Origin of the sequence: Flavobacterium aquidurense (genome assembly GCF_002217195.1) — a bacterium.
Classification (GTDB): Bacteria; Bacteroidota; Bacteroidia; order Flavobacteriales; family Flavobacteriaceae; genus Flavobacterium; species Flavobacterium frigidimaris.
Genome location: NZ_MUGR01000014.1, coordinates 84,691 through 110,398, shown reverse-complemented (window position 1 = coordinate 110,398; position 25,708 = coordinate 84,691). Strand labels below are relative to the sequence as shown.

27 protein-coding genes are annotated in these 25,708 nt (G+C 35.3%); 12 read left to right on the top strand and 15 right to left on the bottom strand.

Annotated features, from left to right (window positions below; translation table 11 throughout):
- Nucleotides 1–138 precede the first annotated feature (138 nt).
- The 9 genes from tnpA to B0A67_RS07595 form a co-directional block, all read right to left on the bottom strand.
- Nucleotides 139–573 (bottom strand): IS200/IS605 family transposase, encoded by a 435-nt coding sequence (gene tnpA / locus B0A67_RS07635; RefSeq protein WP_072957352.1) that lies wholly within the window; start codon nt 571–573, stop codon nt 139–141.
- A gap of 24 nt (nt 574–597) precedes the next feature.
- Nucleotides 598–1,956 (bottom strand): oxygen-dependent tRNA uridine(34) hydroxylase TrhO, encoded by a 1,359-nt coding sequence (gene trhO / locus B0A67_RS07630; protein ID WP_072957355.1) that lies wholly within the window; start codon nt 1,954–1,956, stop codon nt 598–600.
- A gap of 258 nt (nt 1,957–2,214) precedes the next feature.
- Complete coding sequence (locus tag B0A67_RS07625) at nt 2,215–2,625, bottom strand: BrxA/BrxB family bacilliredoxin (RefSeq protein WP_026982321.1); 411 nt, start codon at nt 2,623–2,625, stop codon at nt 2,215–2,217.
- 104 nt (nt 2,626–2,729) lie between these two features.
- Nucleotides 2,730–3,521: a tetratricopeptide repeat protein gene (locus B0A67_RS07620; protein ID WP_072957359.1), complete on the bottom strand. Its 792-nt coding sequence runs from the start codon at nt 3,519–3,521 to the stop codon at nt 2,730–2,732.
- Between the two features lie 6 nt (nt 3,522–3,527).
- Entirely contained in the window at nt 3,528–4,733 is a 1,206-nt protein-coding gene (locus tag B0A67_RS07615; RefSeq protein ID WP_072957362.1) for a lycopene cyclase family protein, read from the bottom strand.
- Between the two features lie 18 nt (nt 4,734–4,751).
- The gene (locus tag B0A67_RS07610; RefSeq protein ID WP_072957365.1) at nt 4,752–5,216 is read right to left on the bottom strand and encodes a thioredoxin family protein; all 465 of its coding nucleotides are present in this window, start codon (nt 5,214–5,216) and stop codon (nt 4,752–4,754) included.
- A gap of 165 nt (nt 5,217–5,381) precedes the next feature.
- Entirely contained in the window at nt 5,382–7,643 is a 2,262-nt protein-coding gene (locus B0A67_RS07605; RefSeq protein WP_072957369.1) for a TonB-dependent receptor, read from the bottom strand.
- 266 nt (nt 7,644–7,909) lie between these two features.
- The gene (locus B0A67_RS07600) at nt 7,910–8,821 is read right to left on the bottom strand and encodes an NAD(P)/FAD-dependent oxidoreductase (RefSeq protein WP_072957373.1); all 912 of its coding nucleotides are present in this window, start codon (nt 8,819–8,821) and stop codon (nt 7,910–7,912) included.
- A gap of 11 nt (nt 8,822–8,832) precedes the next feature.
- Nucleotides 8,833–9,186: a MerC domain-containing protein gene (locus B0A67_RS07595; protein WP_072957376.1), complete on the bottom strand. Its 354-nt coding sequence runs from the start codon at nt 9,184–9,186 to the stop codon at nt 8,833–8,835.
- A gap of 93 nt (nt 9,187–9,279) precedes the next feature.
- Here B0A67_RS07595 and B0A67_RS07590 point away from each other — a divergent pair, with 93 nt between their 5' ends.
- The 3 genes from B0A67_RS07590 to B0A67_RS07580 all read left to right on the top strand — a co-directional run bounded on the left by B0A67_RS07590 (nt 9,280) and on the right by B0A67_RS07580 (nt 12,372).
- Nucleotides 9,280–9,672, top strand: a complete 393-nt coding sequence (locus B0A67_RS07590) for a Fur family transcriptional regulator (RefSeq protein WP_072957379.1) — start codon at nt 9,280–9,282, stop codon at nt 9,670–9,672.
- A 74-nt stretch (nt 9,673–9,746) separates the two neighbouring features.
- Complete coding sequence (locus B0A67_RS07585) at nt 9,747–11,618, top strand: Nramp family divalent metal transporter (protein ID WP_072957382.1); 1,872 nt, start codon at nt 9,747–9,749, stop codon at nt 11,616–11,618.
- 100 nt (nt 11,619–11,718) lie between these two features.
- A complete protein-coding gene (locus B0A67_RS07580; protein WP_072957386.1) occupies nt 11,719–12,372 on the top strand; it encodes a metal-dependent transcriptional regulator in 654 nt (217 codons plus the stop codon).
- A gap of 194 nt (nt 12,373–12,566) precedes the next feature.
- On the opposite strand, the gene B0A67_RS07575 is transcribed toward B0A67_RS07580, so the two are convergent.
- The 6 genes from B0A67_RS07575 to B0A67_RS07550 all read right to left on the bottom strand — a co-directional run bounded on the left by B0A67_RS07575 (nt 12,567) and on the right by B0A67_RS07550 (nt 18,227).
- Entirely contained in the window at nt 12,567–12,965 is a 399-nt protein-coding gene (locus tag B0A67_RS07575; protein WP_072957389.1) for a hypothetical protein, read from the bottom strand.
- A gap of 164 nt (nt 12,966–13,129) precedes the next feature.
- Nucleotides 13,130–13,912, bottom strand: a complete 783-nt coding sequence (locus B0A67_RS07570; protein ID WP_072957392.1) for an enoyl-CoA hydratase/isomerase family protein — start codon at nt 13,910–13,912, stop codon at nt 13,130–13,132.
- A 10-nt stretch (nt 13,913–13,922) separates the two neighbouring features.
- Nucleotides 13,923–15,338: an ATP-binding protein gene (locus tag B0A67_RS07565; RefSeq protein ID WP_084074493.1), complete on the bottom strand. Its 1,416-nt coding sequence runs from the start codon at nt 15,336–15,338 to the stop codon at nt 13,923–13,925.
- Nucleotides 15,339–15,473: 135 nt separating this feature from the next.
- The gene (locus B0A67_RS07560; protein ID WP_072957398.1) at nt 15,474–16,013 is read right to left on the bottom strand and encodes a CopD family protein; all 540 of its coding nucleotides are present in this window, start codon (nt 16,011–16,013) and stop codon (nt 15,474–15,476) included.
- Nucleotides 16,014–16,105: 92 nt separating this feature from the next.
- Nucleotides 16,106–17,119 carry a ferrochelatase gene (hemH, locus tag B0A67_RS07555; RefSeq protein ID WP_072957401.1) on the bottom strand — a complete coding sequence of 338 codons (1,014 nt, stop codon included), beginning with the start codon at nt 17,117–17,119 and terminating at the stop codon, nt 16,106–16,108.
- Between the two features lie 235 nt (nt 17,120–17,354).
- Entirely contained in the window at nt 17,355–18,227 is an 873-nt protein-coding gene (locus tag B0A67_RS07550; RefSeq protein ID WP_026982335.1) for a helix-turn-helix domain-containing protein, read from the bottom strand.
- 228 nt (nt 18,228–18,455) lie between these two features.
- Between B0A67_RS07550 and hemA the strand changes: the two genes are divergently transcribed.
- From hemA to hemF, 9 genes are all read left to right on the top strand, one after another.
- A complete protein-coding gene (gene hemA, locus B0A67_RS07545; RefSeq protein WP_072957403.1) occupies nt 18,456–19,706 on the top strand; it encodes a glutamyl-tRNA reductase in 1,251 nt (416 codons plus the stop codon).
- Between the two features lie 110 nt (nt 19,707–19,816).
- Nucleotides 19,817–20,740, top strand: a complete 924-nt coding sequence (hemC, locus tag B0A67_RS07540; RefSeq protein ID WP_072957406.1) for a hydroxymethylbilane synthase — start codon at nt 19,817–19,819, stop codon at nt 20,738–20,740.
- Nucleotides 20,740–21,414, top strand: a complete 675-nt coding sequence (locus tag B0A67_RS07535; protein WP_072957409.1) for a uroporphyrinogen-III synthase — start codon at nt 20,740–20,742, stop codon at nt 21,412–21,414. The genes hemC and B0A67_RS07535 overlap by 1 nt, the downstream gene beginning before the upstream one ends.
- 121 nt (nt 21,415–21,535) lie before the next feature.
- A complete protein-coding gene (gene hemE, locus B0A67_RS07530) occupies nt 21,536–22,561 on the top strand; it encodes a uroporphyrinogen decarboxylase (protein ID WP_072957412.1) in 1,026 nt (341 codons plus the stop codon).
- A gap of 86 nt (nt 22,562–22,647) precedes the next feature.
- Nucleotides 22,648–23,346 carry a hypothetical protein gene (locus B0A67_RS07525; protein WP_072957416.1) on the top strand — a complete coding sequence of 233 codons (699 nt, stop codon included), beginning with the start codon at nt 22,648–22,650 and terminating at the stop codon, nt 23,344–23,346.
- Between the two features lie 3 nt (nt 23,347–23,349).
- Nucleotides 23,350–23,727 carry a hypothetical protein gene (locus B0A67_RS07520; protein ID WP_072957419.1) on the top strand — a complete coding sequence of 126 codons (378 nt, stop codon included), beginning with the start codon at nt 23,350–23,352 and terminating at the stop codon, nt 23,725–23,727.
- Between the two features lie 2 nt (nt 23,728–23,729).
- Complete coding sequence (locus B0A67_RS07515; protein WP_072957423.1) at nt 23,730–24,281, top strand: GNAT family N-acetyltransferase; 552 nt, start codon at nt 23,730–23,732, stop codon at nt 24,279–24,281.
- Nucleotides 24,282–24,300: 19 nt separating this feature from the next.
- Complete coding sequence (locus B0A67_RS07510; RefSeq protein WP_072957426.1) at nt 24,301–24,726, top strand: hypothetical protein; 426 nt, start codon at nt 24,301–24,303, stop codon at nt 24,724–24,726.
- Nucleotides 24,727–24,730: 4 nt separating this feature from the next.
- Nucleotides 24,731–25,660, top strand: a complete 930-nt coding sequence (hemF, locus tag B0A67_RS07505) for an oxygen-dependent coproporphyrinogen oxidase (protein WP_072957429.1) — start codon at nt 24,731–24,733, stop codon at nt 25,658–25,660.
- Nucleotides 25,661–25,708 lie beyond the last annotated feature (48 nt).

Below are 25,708 nucleotides of genomic sequence, written 5' to 3'. Positions count from 1 at the left end.
TTGATTATTTTGTTTTGTTGTATATATACATTGTGTCCCTGCGGTTGAAACCGCGGGCTATGTTTTTCCTTTTTATGTGTGGTATTTCAATATAACCCGAGGTTGAAACTACGGGGAATGTATCGTTGAGTTAAAAAATCATTTCTCTCCCAATCCATGCAATTTTACAAAATCGTCAAATTCATCTTGTCCATTTTTCTTAAGGTGATGATGCTTTTGATTTTTAATGTAATTATAGACAACCTCTAACTGAGACTCACTAACTGAATAAGCCGCAAATCCTGTTTGCCAGGCAAATTTTTCAAGGATAAGTTCTTCTCTATTTATAAAATGGGAAGAACTTCCTTTTATTTGCTTTACAATATCTGAGATCGTTTTTTGTGGATTTTGTAAAAATAAAACATGCACATGATCAGGCATTCCGTTTAGGATTCTAACAGGACAACCGAGATCAATTAACTCTTCATAAATGAAATCATACAAATTTTTCTCAATTAAATCATCAATTAATTCCTGACGATTTTTAGTTGCCCAAATGGCATGAATCCATAGTTTGGTAAAGGATTGTGACATCAATAAATTAGCTTAAAATTTTAGCTAATTTACAATTTTATACAATTTATCTGACAAACGAATACGAAATGGAACCTCAAAAGTAACTCGATCTCCAATTTTAGCAGTAGTGGCTTGTGCTTCGTTGACGATCATTTTTTCTAAAATTAATTCCTGATTCCCTGTAGTAGGCCCTGAAATTAAGATTTTATCACCAGTATTTAATTCGTGGTTTTCGATAGTAAAAAGACCAACTTGCGCTTTTACATAGTAATGTTCTGCTTTTCCAAGAAGTACTTTTTTGACTTTTATTTTTTGACGAATATCTAGTGGCTTTTCGGCTGTAGCCAAAGAAGTATTGGCTAGTTCACCAGAATGTTTAAATTTCAAACTATCTGATTTTCCTTTTCTAAAAACCTTGTTTCCAACTTGTTTTCCGGTTCTTAAACGAACCTGATCAACAAGAGGCATATGTATAATATCAAGACATTCTGTAGAACAACAGTTTTCCATTGCAGCTTTACATTCATCACATTGAATAAACAACAAATGACATCCGTCATTTTCGCAATTGGTGTGATTGTCGCAAGGTTTTCCGCATTGATGGCATTGTGAGATAATATCATCCGTGATTCTTTCGCCAAGGCGATTATCAAACACGAAGTTTTTCCCAATGAATTTGCTTTCTAAACCTTCAGCTTCAATTTGTTTGGCATAATTAATGATTCCGCCTTCTAACTGATAAACATTTTTAAAACCCTGGTGTTTAAAATAAGCACTTGCTTTTTCGCAACGAATTCCACCAGTACAATACATCACAAGGTTTTTATCTTCTTTATGGTTTTGAAGCTGCTCGTTGATAATTGGCAGACTTTCTCTAAAAGTCTCAACATCGGGAGTAATAGCATTTTTAAAATGTCCAACCTCACTTTCGTAGTGATTTCTAAAATCAACAACAATCGTATTGGGATCATCAAGAATATCATTGAATTCCTTGGCTTTCAGGTGAACGCCAATATCAGTAACATCGAAAGTTTCGTCGTTCAAACCGTCGGCAACGATTTTATCACGAACCTTGATAGTTAATTTTAAAAAGGAATGGTCATCATGTTCTACGGCTTCATTCAAACGTATACCTTTCATGAAATCATAAACTTCGAGAGTAGCTCTAAAAGCCTCCAAATTTTCTTCAGGAATACTCATTTGAGCATTTATTCCTTCAGTGGCAACGTAAATTCTGCCTAAAGCATCAAGTGCGTTCCAGGCTAAGAATAAATCATCGCGAAATTTTTTGGGATCTTGAATTTTGGCATACGCATAGAAAGACAACGTTAGTCGTTGTTTACCGGCATCATCGATCATGATGGCTCTTTCTTCTGCGCTTAAAGTGTTGTACAGTTGCATGCTATAAACTAATTTAAGTTGAGAAATTATTTTTTGAAGGTGCAAAAGTACGAAAAAGGTTCAAAGTAACAAAGGTTCAAAGCGACAAAGGTTCTGAGTTGCAGAGGGACTAAGGTTCTAAGATCAAAAAAAGTGATAAAACAACAAAAGCACTATATTTCTATAGTGCTTTTATTAAATCTTTGTACCTCTGTACCTTTGTCACTCTGAACCTAAATCTTAGAACCTCAGCAACTCAGAACCTTAGCAACTTAAAAATTAGCAGAATTCGTTAAACGCATCTTGCAAGTTCTCCGCGATTAATTCAGCTGGACGACCTTCGATGTGGTGACGCTCTAACATGTGAACCAATTCTCCGTTTTTGAACAAAGCCATAGAAGGCGATGATGGAGGAAAAGGGAACATATGTTGTCTTGCAGCATCAACAGCTTCTTTGTCAACACCTGCAAAAACAGTAATTAAGTGATCTGGTTTTTTAGCTCCTTCTAAACTCATTTTTGCTCCCGGACGTGCGTTTCTTGCAGCACAACCACAAACAGAGTTTACAACAACTAAAGTGGTACCTTCAGCTTTGATAGCGTTATCTACAGCGTCAGCACTATGTAAATCTTGAAAACCTGCAGCAGTCAATTCAGCTTGCATTGGTTTTACCATTTCTTCTGGATACATATCTCTTTATTTTTAAATTTTACTTTTGATCTGCAAAGTTACAAAGTTTAGTGGCAACTAGTTAATTTGAAGTATAAAGTTTTGTTATAGTTCGATTGAAAAAATCAAAACCTTACCTGATAAGGATAAGTCTCATATACTGTATTATCTTCATTAATTGAAAAACCTTTTGCAGCATCTGTTTTTGCCGATTCAATAAGTGCTTTAACTTCCTCTCTTTGCTTTCCTTGCTTAAGCCAACAAATTGCTTTATAAAACTTTACATCCGAAAATTCCGGATAGATTTTTAAAGCTTTATCAAAAATGACAATCGCTTCATCCCATTTTTTAAGTTCATATTTAGCAATTCCTTGATAGAAATATGCCGTTGGATGTTCTAATTGCTGTCTGTTTTTATAGATATCATTTACATAATCGTCAAAAAGTTGCTCTGCTTTTGCATAATCGTTCAGCTGCAGATAGCAAAGCCCCATATAAAAACTATAGGTATGATCCATTCTATATCCGTTTCCATAAAGTTTAATGCATTCTTCTAAATCTGTGATAGCGTCTTTGTAATTTTTTGAGAAAATACATTTCATAAAACCTCTATAAGGCAGCCACTCTTTCTTGTCGTATAAAACAGCTTTATCGAGATACTGCATTCCGACTTCGTACTTTTTGCATTTAAAATAAGGCATTGCTTTTTGCTGCCATAAATAAGCAACAGTGCTGTCTTTTTTGAGACCCTGATCCAGACAAGACTGCCACTCGCTCATTTCAATATTATAATTATGCTTCTCTGCACAATTTGTCAAAAACTCTTCGACGATTGCATCATGGGCTTTGTTTGTAGAAACTTGCCCAAAAGATAAAAGAGTAAAAAAGAAGCTAAATCCTAAAGTAATATTTTTCAAAAGTTATTATTTTGAGTTAAATTTATTTGAAAGAAAAATCACTCTAAATAACGCTTTTATAAATGGTATTTTAGGACACTTTAAAATAACTTTAACATCCTCAAAAAAAGTAGTTTCCTCATCCAGAAATTTAAAAATCAAAGCGGGATTTCCTTTTTTAAACATAGATGAGAAAATAGAACTTCCCAATTCGTTATGGCGATGCAGAATATCTAAAAGCAGTAAATCATAAAACCAAAATCTGATTCTTTTATGAAATTTTGACATTTTGAAGGATTCCGAAGTTTCGGGAGAAGAATTTTTATTAACCAGAAACGCGACCAATTCAGATGATTTTTTATCCGAATTTCTAAAGGTATATCCCGTACTTGCTTTTGTCCATCCGCCGGCGGTTCCAATATTCAGCACTCGTTTGGTATTCTTTTTCCAAAAAGGGAAACACGTCATAGGAATACTGCCCTGCTCCTTTTCGACAATTTCATATTGATCAGCTCCCAGATTTCTCAAATAAATTTGAATTTCATTTTCGTATTCTTCTTTTGCGAGAAGATCTTCAGAAAACAAAGTATACTCCACTAAAGCTTCGGTTTTAGAAATAGGTAAAACATACATAAAACGCGTATTGCCTCTTTGTTCCACCGAAAAATCCATAAAAGTTGCTTGTTCCGGATTGAAAATTTCAGTTTTGCTTTTTACCAACCAACCCACAAAATGCTGTTGCAGAACCGGATATTTGGTCTGGCTTAAAGCAAAAGCTTTGGTATAAATACTGTTGAATAAATAATCGCAGGTATATCGATTGTCCTCGGTTCCCACAAAAACATGCGTTTCGAGTTCGTTGATATCGGTTACTTTTTCGTTTAAAAAAGTAATATTTTGATGTTTCGAAAGTTCCTCAAATACAAAATCATAAAAGTCTAATCCGCGAACTTGATTGTATTGATAAGGTTTAAGCGCTAAATCACGCCTAAAATCTTCATTGGCAAACAAAGCCGAAACCCATTTTTTCGAGATAACGGAATTCCATAACGTTTCTTCTTTTGACCAAAAACACCAGGTTCTGTCATTGGTCTTTTTTGCATCTTCGTCTAATAACAAAATAGATTTATCGCTGAATTTTCCAGACAAAACCATTTTATAAACGGTCATCAAAGCAGATAAACCTGTTCCGGTAAAGATATAATTGAAGTGTGGAATTTGTGAAGAAGCCATTTTCAAAAATAAGAAATTTTATTCTTTCAATTTTTCTAAAAGCAGTTTAAAATCCTTTGGGTTAAGATAACTATTGTATTGTAGGATTATCTCTCGTTTTTCATTCAGAACACACAAAATGGGATACACAATTTGATTGTTCATGGTTCCCAATTGCAATGCCAGTTCATGAACGCCAACATTATTTCCGGATGGTTTGTATTTAAAAGTCTGATTATTAAAAGTAATATCTCGTTTTTCCTCGGCATTCAAATCAATAAAATAAAAATCTGAATTCAGTTTATCAATGATTTCCTGATTTCTGAAAGTCGTTTGTTTCATTCTTTGGCAAAACTGGCACCAATCAGTATGAATGAAAACGATAATTTTTCTCTTTTGAATTTGCTGCAAACTATCAATCGCCTCAAAAGATCTGCTTTGCAATTGGCAAAATCCAGGTGAAGTTATTCCGAAGAAGATTATAAGTAAAATTAGCTTTTTCATTTTGTGTTGGTTTTTGCCACAGATTAAAAGGATTATAACAGATTGTCACCCTGAGCGAAGTCGAAGGCTTGTCTGTTGGATCGGGCTTCGACTCCGCTCAGCCTGACAAATGCCTATAAAAAAATCAGTGTAAATCCGTTTGATCAGCGTTATCCGTGTGCCATTTTACCTCAAAGTATATCGCAATCCAAAAAAACCACGAATTGTTTGGTTTTGCCCGTAAACATAAGTCGTATCAAAAGTCAAACCGTAAGGATTATCAGGTGTAACCAAAGCTTTTCCAGCCGAATCATATTGCACGTTTTTATCAAAAGGATCATTGGTTCTTGAAATCAAAAACGGATTATTTCGTTTTGGTGTAAAGTTCAATAGATTTTTTACTCCACCATACAATTCAAAATTCTTCCATCCAAAATACGTAAACTGAATATTCTGAATACTATACCACGGCGAGTTGGGATCTCTCGGATCTAAATCACTCAACAAAGGCAGCTTCATAGGACTGTAAAGATTCCCTGTATAATCCAGTAATACATTCCACGGTTCTATTTTGTATGAAACACTCCAGGTTCCCGTGAATTTTTCGGTTAAGAGAGGTCTTTCAGAAATTCCGTCCTGAACATTTTTATTATCTAAAACCGTCGCTCCCAAAATAAATTTTAATCCGTTGGTGAAATTCAAATCAACATTAGTGCTGATTCCCTGACTTATTGCATAACCATTGATATTGTCGTAAATAATTTTGTTAGGGTCCGTTTCATAATCAGATATAATCTTGTTACTAAAGCGGGTATAAAAAACCGTTGTTTCGATTCCGATAAAAGTTCCATTTGTAAAGTTTATTTTTTGAATGTAATTCAGATTCGCATTTACAGATCGTTCCGGTTTCAAATCACTTTTAATCACTACATCTCTTGAACCCGTAAGCGCTGCGTGATCTTCGGTAAATAAGTTTACAACACGAAATCCGGTTCCGGCATTCAAACGGAAAATTGTATTTTCATTCGTTTTCCATCGATAAGCAACTCTTGGTGTATAAATCGAACCGTGAATCGAGTTGTAATCGTAACGCATTCCTAACAAAACCTGACTTTTCGGCGAAAGCGTAATTTCATCCTGAACAAAAATTCCCGGCAACCAGGTACTTTCGGCTTCTTTTGTGGCAGTTGTATTATCGTCATAATACGAATATCGGGTAGCAATTCCGGCAAGGAAATCATTTCGGCCTATCTTTTTATCCCAGGTCAGTTGCAGGAAACCTATCTTTTGATTCGCGATGTACGATGTTGTTCCGTAGCGACTGTCTTGGTAATGCACGTTTCCGGAAAAGGAAAGCATTAGTTTTTCTTCGAATGGCAATTGGTAACTTCCTATCAATTCTCCTCTTTTGGTATAAATACTTTCTCCGTAAATTTCATCGCCGCCACGGTATTTTTTATCCCAACGCACGTCTCCGCCCCAGCGATCTTCATACATTCCGCGTGCTGCGATACTAAACAAACGATTATTTTCTCTTTGAAAATTCCACTTATTAAAAACCGAAATTCTTTGCGAAAGCGTCACATCTGTAAAACCGTCTTTGTCTTTATCGACAACCTGATTGTAATCGAAGTAATTGATTCCCAAAAGCGTTGTTGCTTTTTTGGTGGGATTAAATTTCATTCCCAAATCGACATTGGTTTCTAAATATGAAGTCGTGAAAACATCTGCCGAAAACAAAGGAGCATTGGTTGGATTTTTAGTAATAATGTTGATTAAACCTCCCACGGCTTCACTTCCGTAAAGAGAAGAAGCCGGACCTTTTACAATTTCAATTCTTTCTACCAGAGAATTAGGAATTCCGGATAATCCATACACCGTCGAAAGACTACTTACGATGGGCATTCCGTCAATCAAAACCAAAGTATACGGACCTTCTAATCCGTTAATATGAATATCACCCGTGTTACAAACACCACAATTAAGCTGTGGCCGAACACCATTGATATTTTGAAGTGCTTCGTAAATACTTGGAGTTGGATTTTTTTTGAAAAAAACTGGCGAATAAACCTCAACCGGAACAGCACTTTCTAATCGTTTCACGGCTTTTAAAGTTCCTGAAACTACAACTTCGTTAAGTTGATTTTCGTTATCGGTTAATTCAAAATCATACGATTGAATCGAATCTTTAATAACTTGTATTTTCTTCTTTATAGTTTGAAAACCTACTTGAGAAACCTGAATAGTATAATTTCCAACCGTAACATTTTCTAATGTATAATACCCTAAACTATCTGTAACTGTTTTATGTTTCGTTCCTGATAACTGAACATTCACCCACTGTAATTTATGGCCTTCGCCAGAGATATATCCTGAAATAGTAGAAGTTTCCTGTGCGAATGAAATTTGCAAACCAAATAAAAGCAATATCAAAAATAGTTTTTTCATTGTTGTAAAATTAAATTTAGACAAAACTAAAAATTATATTTGATAAATAATGTTTCTAGACCAAAAAACTTTTAAATATGCTTTAATTCAGTACTTTGGTTTTGTTTTCAACACATAGAAACATAGGTTTTATAGCGTCTTTTTCTAGAAAATAAAAAGAAAGCTTGCTTTCTAAAACATAGCCAAATTATGTGAATTGATGCAAAAGTGAAACGCCTTTTTTTGCAGTTTCAATAACTATGTTTCTATGTGTTTAAAAAATAAGTCTAAACAAATTCCTCATCAATAATTTCCTTATTGATCATGGCTCCGGCAAAAGATCCTGAAGAAACCGCCATCGCAACTGATCTCGCCTGAATATGGCAATCGCCGCTGGCAAAAACTCCCGGAATTGTTGTTTTCTGAAAAGCATCTACTTTCAACAAACCATTTTCAGTCAGTTCGCAGCCTAAAGATTTTGGTAAGGGACAATGCTGTTCAAAAGGCGCTTTAAAATAAATAGCTTTAACGGCAATTTTAGTTTGATTTTTGAAAATAATCTGCTGAACATTTCCGTTTTGATGTTCTAAAGACTCAATTTCATCCTCAATAATTTCAACTTTATGAGTTTTAAGAATTTGAGTTTGCTCTGCAGTTAGAGTCGATTTTCCGTTGTTAATCAATTTCAAATCTTTGGTCCAGTTTGATATCATTTTAGAAAATTCAAAACCCATATCGCCATTAGCGACGATTGCCGTTTTCTCTTTTTTTACTTCGTAACCGTGACAATACGGACAATGCAAAACCGAAATTCCCCAACATTCAGCAAAACCCGGAATATCCGGCAGTAAATCTTTTATGCCAGTTGCGAACAATAGTTTTTTTGAAGTAAAGATTTTTCCGGACTGAGTTTCGATTTCAAATCCCGATTCTGTTTTAATCGCGCTGATGGCAAGCCCATTATAAAAACTAACAGTTTCATAAAATTCTACCTGAGTTTTGGCTTTCGCCGAAATTACAGCGGGTTTTTCACCATCATGTGTGATAAAATTGTGCGAATGTGGCGTTTGTCTGTTGCAAGGCAAGCCACTATCGATAACCAAAACGTGTCGTAAAGAACGCCCCAAACTCATTGCAGCCGAAAGTCCGCTATAACTGCCACCGATAATGATAATGTCGTATTTATTGTTGTACATCATAGTTTTGTGATTTAATGATTGCTATTTTTATGATTTTTATAATTCAAAAAATGCCCAACGATCATTCCGATTCCTCCAATAAAAATCAGATCGAGATGAATATCCAGAAAAAGTTCAGTCAAAACACTGATCCAGATTAGTGCCATCGAAATAATCAGCACTGTAGAGATTAAAAGACTGGATTTATTTATAATTTTGAAAATGGCAAAAAGTCCCATGGTCGCAAAAAACAAATCGATAAATGGATTGTGACTTAAACCTAAAGGCAAAATCGTTAAAAGCGGAAAAACCAGACAATGAACCAAACAAATGGTTGCACTTGAAATTCCTAAAATATCGTAAAAAGGTGTGGTAGATTTCTTCATTTTCAGTACATTTGCTTAATGCAATTTTGTTGCAAATATATCAATTTATTTTAATCGCAACAATGTTGCGATAATATTTTTAATTTCATAAAAATGAAAACAACAAGAAATACAGCAGCAAAGACGGCCGTTTTAGATATTTTCGAGAAATCTAAAACTGCACTTTCTCATACCGAAATTCAAAAACAAACAGGAGATCTATGTGATCGCGTTACGATTTACAGAATACTAGATCGCTTGGTAAATGATGATATCATACACAAAATTGTAAATCTTGACGGAACGGTAAAATATGCCAAATGCCATCATCATGCCCAAAGAGTACACATACATAATCATGCTCATTTTAGCTGCGAAAAGTGTTTAGAAATTACTTGTCTCGAAAATGTAAAGCCGAGTTATATCATTCCGCACAACTATAAAGTCAATGATATAAACTTTACATTGTCAGGATTATGCCCGAATTGTTTAAATTCTAACAATTAAGATTTAGACTTGTCTAAAAATATTTTTGCGCGAATATAATTTTTCTATATATTTGTTCAAACAACATTTTTACAATGGGTAAATCTTTAGAAGAAGTTCACCAATCGGTCGCGACACAACATAAAAAAACAGGTTTCAGAAAAATATTAGCCTTTTTAGGCCCCGCATATTTAGTAAGTGTAGGATATATGGATCCGGGAAACTGGGCCACAGACATCGCCGGTGGTAGTCAGTTTGGATATTCCTTACTTTGGGTTTTGTTAATGAGTAACTTAATGGCATTGCTTCTTCAAAGTTTAAGTGCCCGACTTGGAATCGTTACACAACGTGACTTAGCACAGGCTTCGAGAGAAACCTATTCGAAATTCATCAACTACATTTTATACTTTCTGGCCGAAATTGCTATTGCAGCCTGTGATCTTGCTGAAGTATTAGGAATGGCAATTGGTATCAACCTCCTTTTTGATATTCCGTTGATCGAAGGTGTTTTGATTACGGTTTTGGATACTTTCTTACTGCTTTTCCTGATTAATAAAGGAATTCGAAAAATGGAGGCTTTTATCATTGTATTGGTCGCAATTATTGGTTTCTCTTTCATTTTTGAAATGATTTTTGCAGAACCGGAACTGGACAAAGTACTTTACGGACTTATTCCCTCAATGCCCAATTCTGCTGCTTTGTATATCGCTATCGGGATTATTGGAGCAACGGTAATGCCTCACAACTTATATCTCCATTCTTCTTTGGTGCAAACCCGTAAATTCGACCGGACTCCGGCAGGAATTAAACAGGCATTGAAGTACAATCTTATCGATTCGACCATCGCTTTGAACCTCGCTTTCTTTGTAAATGCTGCCATTTTAATTTTGGCTGCAGCCACATTTTACAAAAACGGAATGTTTGAAGTTGCCGAAATTCAGGATGCGCATCAATTTCTGGAACCTTTGCTAGGAACCAAATGGGCACCTATTTTATTTGCCGTCGCCTTAATTGCCGCAGGACAAAGTTCGACCGTAACAGGAACTTTGGCCGGACAAATTGTAATGGAAGGTTATTTGAATTTAAGGATTCAGCCTTGGGTTCGCCGCATTATTACCCGTTTGATCGCTATTGTTCCGGCCGTTGTCGTGATTTTAATTTATGGAGATAGCGTAACCGGAAAATTACTGATTCTGAGCCAGGTGATTTTGAGTTTGCAATTGGGGTTTGCCATTATTCCGTTGATTCACTTTGTGAGTGATAAATCTAAAATGAAAGGCTTTCACATTTCAAGAACAACTCAAATCGCTGCCTGGATTATTGCCTTGATTATCGTTTCGCTAAATGCAAAATTGGTTTACGACGAAATTACCTCATGGCTTGAAAATTCAGATCATCCGGTTATTCTGTGGCTTACTGTTGTTCCGCTTGCCTTTGCGTTTCTTGCTTTATTGCTATACATCATTGCAAAACCTTTTATTGCCAAAGCAAAATCGAATATTGAGAATCATTCGCCTCATCATTTAAAGTTAGTTTACACACCTAAAGAAATTTATGGCAAGAAAAACATAGCCATTTCTGTAGACTTTTCTAAAGCCGATGAAGCTGCACTTAACAATGCGTTCGAATTGGGCGGAATCGATGCGCAATATACCTTAATTCATATTGTAGAAACGGTTGGCGCCTTAATGTACGGCGGTCATGTTGATGATCACGAAACGACTATCGACGAAAAATTATTATTAGAATATAAAGAAATGCTTTCGCAGAAAGGCTTCAGAATCGAAACAGAGCTTGGTTTTGGAAAACCTAACACCGTGATTCCGAAGATTATTAATGCTGGCAGTTTTGATATTCTTGTTATGGGAACCCACGGCCACACTGGATTAAAAGATATTTTATTTGGCACAACCGTAGACAAATTGAGACATAAAATTTCAATACCTTTGTTGATTGTTAAAAAATAGTTCTTTTGGAAGGGACAAAGGTTCAGAGGTACAAAGCGACAAAGGTTTTAAACTCTGGACCTTTGTTCCTTTGCAGCTTTGAACCTCAAAAAATAAAAAAATGACTTTCTCAGAAGAAAATTATCTTAAATCGATTTACCACCTTACCGCTTCGTTAGAAACTGAAGTAAGTACAAATGCTATTGCGGAAATGATGGAGACCAAAGCTTCATCGGTTACGGATATGCTTAAAAAGCTTTCTGAAAAGGATTTGGTAAATTATAAAAAGTACCAGGGTGTTTCTTTGACCGAAAATGGTAAACTTGCCGCTAAAATGATTGTTCGAAAACATCGTTTATGGGAAGTTTTTCTGGTTGACAAACTGAATTTTTCCTGGGATGAGGTTCATGATATTGCAGAACAACTGGAACACATCAAGTCTGAACAATTGATTAATCGCCTGGATGATTTTCTGGGGAATCCTACCGAAGACCCTCATGGTGACCCGATTCCGGACGCGAATGGAAGAATCGTTAAGATTGAAAAGTACTTACTTTCTGAATTAACGGAGAACCAAACGGGAGTTTGTGTGGGGGTAAAAGATACCTCATCTGAATTTTTGAAATATCTGGATAAACAGGAAATTGCCTTAGGTTCTCAGATTGAACTTCTGTCTAAAGAATCTTTTGATTTATCTGTGAGGATTAAAATTGATGGCAGAGAATTGTCTATTTCGAATAAAATCGCTTCTAATTTGTTTGTGAAGCTGGTTTAGAGGGTTATTTCGCGGAGATTCGCGGAGAGTTGCACGAAGGTTCACAAAGGTTTTATTGGTTTTTAGCCCCGATAGAAGAGGAAATCCTTTTGTGTCCGCCGCGGCAGACACAAAAGATTAGAACGGATTGCTTCGCCAGTTCACTCTTTCAGGCTCGTGTGCGGGATTAGCTCCTAAAAACCAATCCCCTCATATTAAACAATCCCTTTCTCGATCATTTCTAACATTACCGGCGAAGCATTTTTGAATGTTGGTTCTTGCTCTATAATACTTCCGGCGTTCTTTTTGTTTACTTTAAACGTCACATCATTGTCTGTTGTGAATAAAAGTGCTGTCAAAAACGGATTTTTGATATACGTTCCCAACATCAATAAAGCTTCATCTAAAGTATGTGTACTTTCGATTTCTTCAGTTTTATAACGGGTTGTTAAGGCGATCGAATAGGTATTGTCTTCATTTATCGCCAAACGAAAGTAAATGTTTTTAATCTCGGTATCACCGATGGTTTTTGCAAGGGTTAGTTTGGCAAAAGTTCCGGCTTTGATGCTTTCTTTGACGCGTTCGCAAAAAAGAGCAAATATTGGTTCATACATTTTTTTAAGGTTCTAAGGTTCTGAGATGCTAAGGTTCTAAGTTTTTAAAACCTTTGTCTATATTTAACCGCAAAGTTCGCTAAGATTTATGCAAAGGGCACAAGGAAATTTAAAAAACTTTGCGAGCCTTGCGTAAATCCTTGCAAACTTTGCGGTTAAGAAAATTATTTTCCTGTAAATTCAGCTTTACGTTTTTCTAAAAATGCTGTTGTTCCTTCTTTAAAATCCTGAGTTCCAAAACACTTTCCAAATGATTTTATTTCGGTTTCAAAACCATCTTTACCGTCTTTATAATTGGCATTGATTGCTTTTATCGCTTTGCTGATAGCAAATGGAGCATTTTTAATGATTTTTTGAGCAATTCCTTTAGTAAAATCTAACAACTCGGCTTGTGGCACTACGTGATTTACTAAACCGTATTGTTTGGCTTCTTCGGCAGAAATCATCGCTGCGGTCATGATCATTTCCATTGCACGTCCTTTACCCACTAATTGTGGCAAACGCTGTGTTCCGCCATAACCCGGAATCAATCCTAAAGTTACTTCCGGCAATCCCATTTTGGCATTATCTGAAGCTACTCTGAAATGACATGCCATTGATAATTCTAATCCGCCACCAAGAGCAAATCCGTTAACGGCTGCAATTACAGGCTTCTTTAAATTCTCAATATAATCAAATAAGGTTTCTTGTCCTTCAGCTGCTAATTGCGCTCCTTCGATAATGGTATAATTAGCAAATTCCGAGATATCAGCTCCGGCAACGAATGCTTTTTCGCCACTTCCGGTAATAACAATCACCCGAACATCATCGTTTTTACCTAATAATTTAATGGCTTTACTCAGGTCGCTAATCGTAGCTTTGTTTAAAGCATTTAATTTTGTTGGTCGATTAATGGTTACGGTTGCAATTTTGTCTTCAATCGAGATTAAAAGATTTTCGTAGTTCATGACGCTTAGTTTATGAGTTTGTTATGGGCAAAGAAACTGTAAATGTGGTTCCTTTTCCGTATGTTGATTCAAAGGTAATTGTTCCTTTGTAATTTTCGATAATGTTTTTTATAATTCCAAGACCAAGACCCATTCCGCTGGTTTTCGTGGTAAACTTAGGTTCAAAAATCCGGCTTGTATCTTGTTTCTGAATCCCTATTCCGTTGTCTTTTACAGCAATTTCCACATTATTGTCTCTTCGTTTCACCGTAACTACAATAGATTTATGAAATTGGCTTTCCGGAATGGCCTGCGTTGCATTTTTAACGAGATTGGTAATCACACGGATCAATTGCGTACGATCCATTTTTGAGATAATTTCCTCTTCTTCACTTTCGAAAACAATATAATCTTCGTTGAAAATATCTAATGAAAGCTCTACAACCTCCACCACATTTAAGGTCTCGTTTTGCTGTGCCGGCATCGAAGCAAAATTCGAAAATGCAGAAGCTACCGCCGTCATCGTGTCGATTTGCTGAATTAAAGTTTCGGAATAATCGTTTAGTTTCTGCTTTACATCCGGAGCTGTTGGATCGAACTTGCGTTGAAAGCTCTGCACCGTTAAACGCATTGGCGTAAGCGGATTTTTAATTTCGTGTGCGACTTGTTTTGCCATTTCGCGCCAGGCTTCTTCACGTTCGCTCTGGGCTAATTTTATGGCGCTGGTTTCCAATTTATCTACCATTCCGTTGTAAGCCTTTATCAGGAAGTTAACTTCTTTACTATTAGCTTCTAAAACGATCTTCTCATTTTTCTGATCCAGATTGGTTTCTTCCAGTTTATCTGAAATCGTTTTTAATGATTTTGTAATATAAGTCGAAAGAAAATAGGCCAAGGCAAAAGCCACAACCAGCATAAACGAATAGACCTGACTTAAACGAATCAGGAAAGTATTCAATTCGTTATCATAATAACCGTCGTCTTCCAGATAAGGAAGATTTAAAATTCCGAGCGGTTTAAATTTTTCGTCTTTGATCAAACTAAACGAAGATCTATTTTTGACTCCATCGATGGTTTTAATATCTACAAAACGTTTCTCAATTGAGGAACGTACCAGTTTCAGGATATATTCCGGAATTGGCGGCGCTACTTTATCAACCGCAAAAGATTCTTTGGATGATTTTAGCAGTTTCCCGTCAAGGCTGTAAATATTGATTTCGATTTTGTGAATCTGGGCCAGTTCGTGGATTTTATCTTTAAAAATAAGGTCCAGATTTCCGGTTTTCAAAGGATAAGTTGTCGTAGAAAGTACATAATTGATATGTTCTTTTACTGCATTTTCTTTGCGCTCCAGACGTTCCTGATGGTATTCTTTGGCTTCATTTTTAAATTGAATAATCGAAATAGAAGCTAATAAAAAAGATGCTACAACTATCAATACAATCATCGAAAGGAAAATCCTGACACGCAATGAAAGCATCGACATTTTGAAGTTGTTCAGCATATTTTTTGTTTTGTTTGTTTCAGGTTTAAAGTTTCAGGTTTCGTTGCGGATAACAACTTGAAACTTTAAACTAAAAAACTATTTTCTTTCTCTTATTCTTTTATAAAATCGGAAACCCAGCATAATGATAATCGAGAATAAAAAGATTCCGATAACGCCAAAAATCCAATTAATAGCACTTTTTACAATTATTAAAAAGACCACCGCAAATAAGATGATCGTTGCGCCTTCATTCCATAAACGCATAAAATTGTTGGAATATTTTACCTCATCATTTTGCAATTGCTTAAAAATCTGATGGCATTTTGCATGATATAAATACAATGCAAAAACGAAACCAAATTTAACCTGCATGTAATCCAAATATATTAATCCCGGATTGAGATACAACAAACTAAAAGCAAAGATACTCGCCAAAACTGCTGATGGCCACGTAATAATATACCACAAACGATACGTCATTATTTTGTATTGGGCCTGTAAAATTTCCTTTTCAGGCGAAGGTTTTTCGCTGGCTTCAATTTGATATACAAATAAACGCACAATATAAAACAATCCCGCAAACCAGGTTATTACAAAAATGAGATGCAGCGATTTTATATAGTTATAATACTCCATTATTATTTGTTTCAAGTTTAAAGTTTCAAGTTTTTTAAAAGTAGATTTTCATGCAACAATCTTTCTTCTTTACTCTTTACTCTATTTTCTAATTATTTAGCCCACTCGTTAATCCAATTCCCAACAGTTTCGCACCATTCATCATCGTCATTCAAACACGGGATTGCTAAAAACTCTTTACCTCCATTTGATTCAAAATCTTCTTTGGCGCGCATGGCGATTTCCTCAAGAGTTTCTAAACAATCAGAAACGAAAGCTGGTGTTACAACCGCAAGATTTTTTATTCCTTTTCCGGGCATTTTGTCAATTTCAACATCAGTATAAGGTTCTAGCCATTTGTCTCCCGCTAAACGTGACTGAAATGTCAAACTGTATTTATCTTCAGGAAGCCCTAATAATTTAACGACTTGTTTTGTAGTTTCGTAACATTGGTGACGGTAACAGAAATCGTGTGCCGGTGAAGGCGTGTTACAACAAGAACCATCAATTTTACAGTGCGATTTGGTTACATCGGTTTTACGAATGTGACGTTCCGGGATTCCGTGATATGAAAACAATAAATGATCGTAATCAAAACCAACTAAATGTTTCTGAATCGAATCGGCTAAATTCTTGATGTAATCCGGTTTGTTATAAAACGCAGGAACATCTGTAAAAGTCATTTGTGGAAATTTCTTTTTACGAATTTCTTCTGCTTTTACTAAAATAGTCAAAGTCGAAGCCATTGCGTATTGCGGATATAAAGGGAAAAGCAATACTTCGGTAACGCCTTTATCGTGCAATTCCTGAAGTCCTTTTTCGATTGTCATACTTCCGTAACGCATAGAAAGTGCTACCGGAACATTTACCAGAGGTTGTACTTTTTTCTGCATTCTTTCAGAAAGGACTACCAAAGGAGAACCTTCTTCCCACCAGATTTTTTTATAAGCATGTGCTGATTCTTCCGGTCTTTTTCTTAAAATAATTCCACGAACCAAAAACGCTCTTAACAAATACGGAACATCGATCACGTATTTATCCATTAAAAATTCGTCTAAATACGGTTTTACATCTTTTGGTTCCGGACTTTCTGGAGATCCTAAGTTTACTAATAATACGCCTTTCATTTATTCTTTGCTTTAGGCTTTAAGCTCTAGGCTTTAAGCATTTAATTTGTTTTTAAAAATTTCGTCAAAAGTAGAACTTGCAACTTTTTAGAAATATGATAATTATTATTTTTTATTTATTGTTGAATATCTAAAATTGATTTGCGAGCTATTCGCACACAGATTAAACGGGTTTAACAGATTTTCGCAGATAATTGATTCGTGCTAATTCGTGAAATTAGTGTTTGATAAAACTCTAAACATTCGTATTAATCGACATCAAATACTTCTTTGGAGTTGTGGCAAATTTTTTCTTGAAAGCCGCGATAAAATGACTTCCGGTACTATAGCCAATCTTCAACCCTACTTCGTTCACATTATAAGATCCGCTGTCGAGAAGCTTTCGGGCGAAATCCATTTTGTAATCAAACAGAAAACCATAAACTGTATCGCCGTAAATTTGTTTGAAGCCCATTTTGAGTTTCTTTAAATTCAAACCAATTTCATCTGCCAGTTCTTGCAATCCAGGTGGTTCGGCCATATTGGCGATGATAATTTCCTTGGCTTTTCTAATCTTCAAAACGTTATCTTCATCAATCAAAAACGGACATTGTTCTGCGTTTGGATCTTCGGTTCTGTTAAAATACAAACTCAGTAATTCGTATCCTTTTCCTTTATAATAAAGATTTTTTATCGACGGATGTAAGTTATAATGAAACAGTTGACTCAAAACAATCGCCATCGACGGACTAATATTTCCTTCGTTATAATACTTTTTATCCTTATTGTCCGGACTTAGAAAAGTAATATAGTCTGCTTCTGCAGAAAACAACGCGTGAAATTTCTTAATCGAAACAATTACAGAGATCACCCACGAATTTGGAGCCAACTCTAAATTGAGTGGCAATTCTTTCTGCGGATTATATAAAAGCAGTGATTTTTCTTCTTTCAGATCTAAAGCATAACTACCCTGATTGAATAGAAATTTGGCATTACCTTTTATCCCGAAATGAAACTGTATCAAGCCACTACCCACTTCGTGCTGTCCGAAAAACGGCTCTAAACTGTCATTTTGAAAACGAATAAGCGTAAAGTCGTCTTCAATTTTAATAATTTCCTGAGAACTCATAGCGATGTTTTTTTAGTACAAAAATCAAGACAATCACAATATATTATTTAGAATCACTCTAAACAAAAGAATTCTAACGACTTGATTTTGCTACAAAAATACTTCTTTTTGCATAAAAACAGACGTTTAGAAACAAAAAATCACACAGCGATACAAAAAGTACTTTGAGCGTTACTTTTATAAACACTATAATCATAATTTTGTTGACACTTTTATGAAAGTGAATTTATGGAAAACAATAACGTACCGAAACATCTTTATTTTTACTCAGTTGGCCTGAGTTACAAAAAAGCCGATGCTGAGGTAAGAGGTAAATTTAGTTTGGATGCAATTGCAAAAACGCGTTTGCTGGAACAGGCTAAAGAAGAAGGAATAGAAAGTTTAATTGTGACTTCAACCTGCAACAGAACCGAGATCTATGGTTTTGCAGAACATCCATTCCAATTAATAAAACTAATTTGTGATAACAGCAACGGTTCTGTTGATGCTTTTCAGAAAGTTGGTTTTGTTTACAAAAATCAGGAAGCTATTAGTCATATGTTTCGCGTAGGAACTGGTTTAGACAGTCAGATCCTGGGTGATTTTGAAATTATTTCACAAATAAAAACCAGTTTTGCCCATTCAAAATCTTTAGGGTTGGCTAACGCTTTCTTAGAAAGATTGGTAAATGCGGTGATTCAGGCCAGCAAAAAGATCAAAAACGAGACTGAAATTAGTTCAGGGGCAACATCGGTTTCTTTTGCATCAGTACAATACATTCTTAAAAATGTAGAAGACATTGGCAATAAAAACATTTTACTTTTCGGAACAGGAAAAATCGGAAGAAATACTTGCGAAAATCTTGTAAAACATACCAAAAACGAACATATTACTTTAATCAACCGAACAAAAGACAAAGCTGAGAAATTGGCCGGAAAACTTAATTTGATTGTTAAAGATTATTCGGAGTTACACTTAGAACTTCAAAAAGCAGATGTTGTCGTTGTCGCTACGGGCGCTCAAAACCCAACAGTTGACAAAGCAATTTTGAATCTAAAAAAACCTTTATTGATTTTAGATTTATCGATTCCTAAAAACGTAAACGAAAACGTTGAGGAATTAGAAGGCGTTACCTTAATTCACATGGATTATTTGTCTCAATTGACAGATGAAACTCTTGAAAACAGAAAATTACACATTCCGGCTGCCGAAGCGATTATCGAAGAAGTAAAAGAGGAATTTGTTACCTGGACAAAAGGACGAAAATTTGCTCCAACTATAAATGCTTTAAAAGAAAAACTGAATGCTATTAAAGTTTCGGAATTAGATTTTCAAAGCAGAAAAATTGCAGACTTTAATGAAGCTCAGGCTGAAATCATCAGTAACAGAATCATTCAAAAAATCACTACTCATTTTGCCAATCACTTAAAAGACGACGATACCATGGTGGATGAAAGCATCGAATGGATCGAAAAAGTCTTTAAAATAAAAGCATCTTAAAAACATAAACTCCTTTCACCATATAAGTTATATAAGTTCATTTAATTATAGTTGTTTACGAATTGCTTAAATTTACTTATATAACTTATATGGTGGAAAAACAGTAAAAAATGGCTGAAAAAACAATCAGAATTGGAACTCGCGATAGCGAATTAGCACTTTGGCAAGCTCACACTGTCGAAAAAAAACTAAATGATTTAGGTTATAAAACCGAAATTGTTGCAGTAAAATCTACAGGTGATATTATTCTTGACAAACCTCTCTACGAACTCGGGATCACCGGAATTTTTACGAAAACTTTAGACATTGCTATGATTAATGGCAGTATTGATATTGCAGTTCATTCTATGAAAGATGTTCCAACAGCTTTACCAAAAGGGATTGTTCAGGCGGCAGTTTTAGAAAGAGCGAATGTTTTGGATATTTTAGTTCATAAGGGAAATCCAGATTTTGTGAATCCCAGTACTATTGCTACCGGAAGTTTACGTCGTCAGTCACAATGGTTCAATAAATACCCTAATCATACCGTAGTTGATTTACGTGGAAACGTAAACACTCGTATGCAAAAATTACAAGACAATAACTGGGACGGAGCTGTTTTTGCGGCTGCAGGTTTGGAGCGCATTAACCTAAAACCAGGAAACTTTATAGATCTTGATTGGATGATTCCGGCTCCGGCACAAGGCGCTATGCTTGTTGTGGCAATGGAAAACGACAATTATACGCTGGATGCGCTTTCGCAATTGAATCATATCGAAACGGAGATTTGTACCTATATCGAACGTCAGTTTTTGAGAACGCTGGAAGGCGGTTGTACGGCGCCAATTGGGGCTTTGGTAACTTATAATGAAGACGAAGATACGTTGCATTTTCAAGGTGTTTTACTTTCTGTTGATGGAAAGCAAAAATTAGAAATCGACAAAACGGTTGATATTGCCGAATGGAAAAAACTAGGTTTCTTCGCTGCTCAGGAAATTTTAAACAATGGCGGAGCAGAATTGATGGCATCTATTAAAGAATCTTTAAAAAAATAATGAGTAAATCAATTCAAATATTATCTACAAAAAAGCTGTCGGGCGAACAAAAACAAGCATTGGTAAAAGCCAATATTGAAGTAACCGAATCTGATTTTATTCAAACGCAAAACAAACCTTTCGAGCTTAAAGACCTCAACGAAAATCTGATTTTCACGAGTCAGAATGCGGTTCACAGCGTTTTAGCCGATCCCAAATCCGAACAACTCAAAAGTAAAAATGTATTTTGCGTGGGATTAAAAACCAAGATTCTTTTATCAGAAAATGGTTTTAATGTTGTGGCTTACACCGGTTATGCAGCAGATTTAGCCGAAATCATCACTTTAATTTACCGTAACGAAAGCTTCACCTTTTTTAGCGGAAACTTACGTAGAGAAACATTACCAAAAGCTTTAAAAGATGCTGATGTAAAACTGAACGAAATTCAGGTTTATGATACCTCATTAAAGCCACAGAAAATAAAAACTGCCGTTGACGGCATCTTATTTTTTAGTCCTTCCGGAGTTGAAAGTTATCTAAAAGACAACACGATCAAGAAAGAAAAGTGCTTTTGCATTGGAGAAACCACTGCCGAAGCTTTACATAAAATTACAAAAAACATCATCATTGCAGATCAGCCAACGGTTGAAGACGTAATCGAAGATGTAATTGTTGAATACAGCAATAAGCTTTAAGCCTTAAGCCATAAGCACAAAAATTTATATAGAAATACGCTTTAGGCTTTAAGCCGTAAGCAAATAATAAAACAGAAAACAACGCTTAAAGCCTAAAGCTTAAAGCCTAAAGCAACAAAAAATGTTAAAAAACGACCTATTTTTAAAAGCATTAAAAGGAGAAACAGTTCAGCGTCCGCCGGTATGGATGATGCGTCAAGCCGGAAGATATTTGCCGGAATTTATCGCTTTGCGTGATAAATATGATTTTTTCACAAGATGTCAAACTCCTGAATTAGCAGCAGAAATCACTGTGCAACCGATTCGCAGAATTGCTCCGGATGCAGCAATTTTATTTTCGGATATTCTGGTTGTTCCGCAAGCAATGGGAATCGAAGTTTTGATGAAAGAGAATTTTGGTCCGTTTATTCCAAACCCAATTCGTTCGTTAGCAGATGTTCACAGAGTTTACGTTCCGGACATTCAGGAAAGTTTAGGTTATGTAATGGATGCCATTAAATTGACTAAAGAAATGCTGAACGACGAAGTACCATTAATTGGTTTCGCCGGTTCACCATGGACAATCTTCTGTTATGCAGTTGAAGGAAAAGGTTCTAAAAGTTTTGATACGGCAAAAGGTTTCGCTTTCTCAAACCCTGCAGCGGCACATACTTTATTACAAAAAATTACAGATACAACTATTTTATACTTAAAAGAAAAAGTAAAAGCGGGTGTTGATGCCGTTCAGATTTTTGATTCCTGGGGAGGAATGCTTTCTCCGGTTGATTATCAGGAATTTTCATGGAAATACATTAACCAAATCGTTGAGGCTTTGGCTGATCACGCTCCGGTAATCGTTTTCGGAAAAGGTTGTTGGTTTGCTCTTGGCGAAATGGGTAAAAGTAGAGCTTCGGCACTTGGTGTAGACTGGACTTGTTCGCCTAGAAATGCGCGTTATTTGTCTGGTGGAAACATTACTTTACAAGGAAACTTTGATCCTTCAAGATTACTTTCTCCAATTCCAACCATCAAAAAAATGGTTCACGAAATGATCGACGAGTTCGGAAAAGATAAATATGTTGTAAATTTAGGTCACGGAATTTTACCAAATATCCCTGTAGACCACGCAAAAGCGTTTATTGACGCGGTTAAGGAATACGGGAACTAAACAGAGTATTCAGTTTTCAGTCGCAGTTTTCAGTCTACTTTAAGCTGAAAATTGCAACTGAGACTGAAAACTAAAAAAAACCTTAGATGTTCGCAAATCTAAACTTCAGCAGAAACTCACCATTTTCTTTTGTAGAATATGGATTTCAGGCGTATTATGCGACTGTATTTTTGATGGTTTGGATGCATCCGGAACAACATCCGGTAAGTCTTATAAATGATTTGGCTGTTTTAATGGCTTTTGAATTTATTATGGTTCATTCAGGAGTTTTTATGGCGGTTATGCCTAAAAAATTATCGCTTTTTGTGTTTTTTCCGATGTATGGATTATTTGCCTACGGTTTCAATCACTCTGTCGTTAATACCAATATTTTATATATTTATTTGTTAACGGTTTTGAACCGGATGCGATTTGCTTTTTCGGACGTAAGTCCTGAAGTTCGGGCTTTACAGATGGGAAAATCTGCTTTGAAAGCAATGTTTTATTTCTTTTTGATTTTTGCAGTTAGTTTCGGAAATAGTATAATTCCGAAATTTGGATTAACTGATGATTTTTTAGAAAAATCTCATTATTTTGATACCGTGAAATCAAGTGGACTGTTCATAGAAAAACCTTACGTTCCAATATGTATGGGATTTATATATTATTCAGTACCGGTTTTCTACTTTCTGTACCGAATCATTAAAAAATTGGGCAGAAATAATACTGATTCTTTTCAGGAAGAAAAATTGATCTTTAGCAAAACTACCTATAATCAGAAGTTTAAATCGGATAAAAAACAATAAATTATGCTCAACAAAGGCTTAAGAGATGAAGAAAGTATCAGGATAGAGAATACGCTAAGAACTTTACATGCTTTAATTTTTGTTCCTAAATTTTGGAATGCTGAAGATACCGCACTTATAGATGAGCAACTTAAAAGTCTTGGTTTAAGCTTACAAAGAACAATTGAAATACCGGAAGAAGAATTAATTCTTCTTTTACAGGAATGTCATTTAGACTGGAATCAACAGGAAGAATTTGCAGATATCCTAATGGGATTATCTCAAGAAAAACAATTTGATTTTTTAGGAAAAGCACTTGCTATTTACCAATATATACAAAAAGAAAGCAAAGTTTTTTCTTTTGGCATAAATACAAAAATTGCTTCGGCTAAAAACAAATAAACATGAGTTTTACAGATTGGAGAATAGACCGAATTGAACATGTTTTGCCTAAAGAATTTTACAATTTAGTAGATAAAAACAGCAATCATATTGGGAAAACTTTCCCGGTAACTCTGGTCAATTCAGATTCATTAAAAAAAGCAGAAGATTTTCTGGAAGTCAGTCATAATAAAGAAAAAAATAAGGAAGGTTTTTATTTTTACGCAAGAGATATCCAAACCAACAATTTAATTGGTTATTTGTGTGTAAAAACCATTGATTACCGCATTTCAAAATGTGAATTAGGTTATTTTGTTGATGAAGATTATCAGGGAAAAGGAATTACATCAAAAATGGTTGTGGATGCACTTGAATTTTGTTTCAATGAATTGAAGATGAACAAGGTTTTCATCTGTACTTCAGAAATTAATTTAGCAAGCCAACGAATTGCATTAAAACATAATTTTAAACAAGAAGGAATTTTGAGGGACGAATTTAGAAATGGTGACGGCGAACTACAGGATACTTTTTATTTCGGACTACTTAAATCAGAATATAATAACAATGAAAGATAAATTTTAGCTAAAAATAGAGATGCCTTCTTTTGAAAAAATTTTAACCATAATCTTAGATTTTGATTTCAAAAAACTGAATCCTATATATCAAGGCTTTTTTGTGATGGCCTTTTTTGCAATATCTTTTTGTACTTGCTCTTATTATTCGAACGATGCGAAAATTAGTAAAGACGGGTACAGAGATATGTTTAATGAAAGATTTTCAGGATTAATTGTCAAAAAATATTTAGATAAAGATAACAAAATGTCTCCCTCTTTTAAACTAAAGGACTCCAGTAATGTATATGGTTATTCTGTTCTTTGGGAAAATGCGGAAATAGGAGATTCATTAGCAAAAAAAGCAAATTCAAGATTTGTAAAGATTTTTAAAAAAGATACTTTGATAGTATTTGATATGAATGTTGCATTCAAATATCATGATACTTTCCCGGAAAATAAAGACTAAAAACATGAAAGATAAATTTTACGCCTACATACAAAAGTTACAAGACCAGATTTGTGCCGGATTAGAAGCTGTTGACGGAACTACAAAATTCCGTGAAGATCTTTGGAAACGCCCTGAAGGCGGTGGTGGAAGAACACGCGTTATTGAAAACGGAAATGTTTTTGAAAAAGGCGGCGTCAACATTTCAGCCGTTCACGGAAAATTACCAGAAGCCATGCAAAAAATGTTTGGCGTTGGTGAAGCTGATTTTTTTGCCTGCGGACTAAGTTTGGTTTTACACCCAAAGAATCCAATGACTCCAACCGTTCATGCCAATTGGCGTTATTTTGAAATGTATGACGAACAAGGAAAAGTAATCGAACAATGGTTTGGCGGCGGACAGGATTTAACGCCTTATTATTTGTTTGAAGAAGATGCCAAACACTTTCATCAAACGTGTAAAACAGCTTGCGACAAACACAATCCGGAGTTTTATCCAAAATATAAAAAACAATGCGACACTTATTTCTGGAATGCACATAGAAACGAAGCCCGCGGAATTGGCGGTTTATTCTTTGATTATTGCAAAGCAAATGGGCACCCGAGCGATAGCGAACAGGCGAAGCAAATGTCGATGGAAGACTGGTTCAATTTTGTAACCGAAGTTGGTGATAGTTTCCTAGAAGCTTATGTTCCGATTGTAGAAAGAAGAAAAAATCAGGAGTATACTCCTGAAAACAGAAATTGGCAGGAAATCCGTCGTGGCCGTTATGTCGAATTTAATCTGGTTCACGACAAAGGCACTTTATTCGGTTTAAAAACCAACGGGAGAATCGAAAGTATTTTGATGAGTTTGCCTCCGCACGTGCAATGGGTTTACGATCATCATGCAGAAGCAGGAAGTGACGAAGAAAAATTAGTAAATGTGTTAGAAAATCCTGTTGACTGGATTTAATACAATTAAAACGTATAGGGGTTATCTATTGATAGCGGTTTTGTAAAT

What these genes read in the sequence shown, in the direction of transcription:
- trhO (WP_072957355.1), bottom strand. Translation starts at nt 1,956, where the DNA reads ATGCAACTGTACAACACTTTAAGCGCAGAAGAAAGAGCCATCATGATC.
- hemH (WP_072957401.1), bottom strand. Translation starts at nt 17,119, where the DNA reads ATGAAAGGCGTATTATTAGTAAACTTAGGATCTCCAGAAAGTCCGGAA.
- B0A67_RS07615 (WP_072957362.1), bottom strand. Translation starts at nt 4,733, where the DNA reads ATGGCTTCTTCACAAATTCCACACTTCAATTATATCTTTACCGGAACA.
- B0A67_RS07625 (WP_026982321.1), bottom strand. Translation starts at nt 2,625, where the DNA reads ATGTATCCAGAAGAAATGGTAAAACCAATGCAAGCTGAATTGACTGCT.
- hemC (WP_072957406.1), top strand. Translation starts at nt 19,817, where the DNA reads ATGGCTGAAAAAACAATCAGAATTGGAACTCGCGATAGCGAATTAGCA.
- B0A67_RS07590 (WP_072957379.1), top strand. Translation starts at nt 9,280, where the DNA reads ATGAAAACAACAAGAAATACAGCAGCAAAGACGGCCGTTTTAGATATT.
- B0A67_RS07510 (WP_072957426.1), top strand. Translation starts at nt 24,301, where the DNA reads ATGCCTTCTTTTGAAAAAATTTTAACCATAATCTTAGATTTTGATTTC.
- B0A67_RS07535 (WP_072957409.1), top strand. Translation starts at nt 20,740, where the DNA reads ATGAGTAAATCAATTCAAATATTATCTACAAAAAAGCTGTCGGGCGAA.
- B0A67_RS07550 (WP_026982335.1), bottom strand. Translation starts at nt 18,227, where the DNA reads ATGAGTTCTCAGGAAATTATTAAAATTGAAGACGACTTTACGCTTATT.
- hemF (WP_072957429.1), top strand. Translation starts at nt 24,731, where the DNA reads ATGAAAGATAAATTTTACGCCTACATACAAAAGTTACAAGACCAGATT.
- tnpA (WP_072957352.1), bottom strand. Translation starts at nt 573, where the DNA reads ATGTCACAATCCTTTACCAAACTATGGATTCATGCCATTTGGGCAACT.
- B0A67_RS07585 (WP_072957382.1), top strand. Translation starts at nt 9,747, where the DNA reads ATGGGTAAATCTTTAGAAGAAGTTCACCAATCGGTCGCGACACAACAT.
- B0A67_RS07610 (WP_072957365.1), bottom strand. Translation starts at nt 5,216, where the DNA reads ATGAAAAAGCTAATTTTACTTATAATCTTCTTCGGAATAACTTCACCT.
- B0A67_RS07525 (WP_072957416.1), top strand. Translation starts at nt 22,648, where the DNA reads ATGTTCGCAAATCTAAACTTCAGCAGAAACTCACCATTTTCTTTTGTA.
- B0A67_RS07570 (WP_072957392.1), bottom strand. Translation starts at nt 13,912, where the DNA reads ATGAACTACGAAAATCTTTTAATCTCGATTGAAGACAAAATTGCAACC.
- B0A67_RS07595 (WP_072957376.1), bottom strand. Translation starts at nt 9,186, where the DNA reads ATGAAGAAATCTACCACACCTTTTTACGATATTTTAGGAATTTCAAGT.
- B0A67_RS07565 (WP_084074493.1), bottom strand. Translation starts at nt 15,338, where the DNA reads ATGATTGTATTGATAGTTGTAGCATCTTTTTTATTAGCTTCTATTTCG.
- B0A67_RS07520 (WP_072957419.1), top strand. Translation starts at nt 23,350, where the DNA reads ATGCTCAACAAAGGCTTAAGAGATGAAGAAAGTATCAGGATAGAGAAT.
- B0A67_RS07515 (WP_072957423.1), top strand. Translation starts at nt 23,730, where the DNA reads ATGAGTTTTACAGATTGGAGAATAGACCGAATTGAACATGTTTTGCCT.
- B0A67_RS07575 (WP_072957389.1), bottom strand. Translation starts at nt 12,965, where the DNA reads ATGTATGAACCAATATTTGCTCTTTTTTGCGAACGCGTCAAAGAAAGC.
- B0A67_RS07600 (WP_072957373.1), bottom strand. Translation starts at nt 8,821, where the DNA reads ATGATGTACAACAATAAATACGACATTATCATTATCGGTGGCAGTTAT.
- B0A67_RS07580 (WP_072957386.1), top strand. Translation starts at nt 11,719, where the DNA reads ATGACTTTCTCAGAAGAAAATTATCTTAAATCGATTTACCACCTTACC.
- hemE (WP_072957412.1), top strand. Translation starts at nt 21,536, where the DNA reads ATGTTAAAAAACGACCTATTTTTAAAAGCATTAAAAGGAGAAACAGTT.
- B0A67_RS07605 (WP_072957369.1), bottom strand. Translation starts at nt 7,643, where the DNA reads ATGAAAAAACTATTTTTGATATTGCTTTTATTTGGTTTGCAAATTTCA.
- hemA (WP_072957403.1), top strand. Translation starts at nt 18,456, where the DNA reads ATGGAAAACAATAACGTACCGAAACATCTTTATTTTTACTCAGTTGGC.
- B0A67_RS07560 (WP_072957398.1), bottom strand. Translation starts at nt 16,013, where the DNA reads ATGGAGTATTATAACTATATAAAATCGCTGCATCTCATTTTTGTAATA.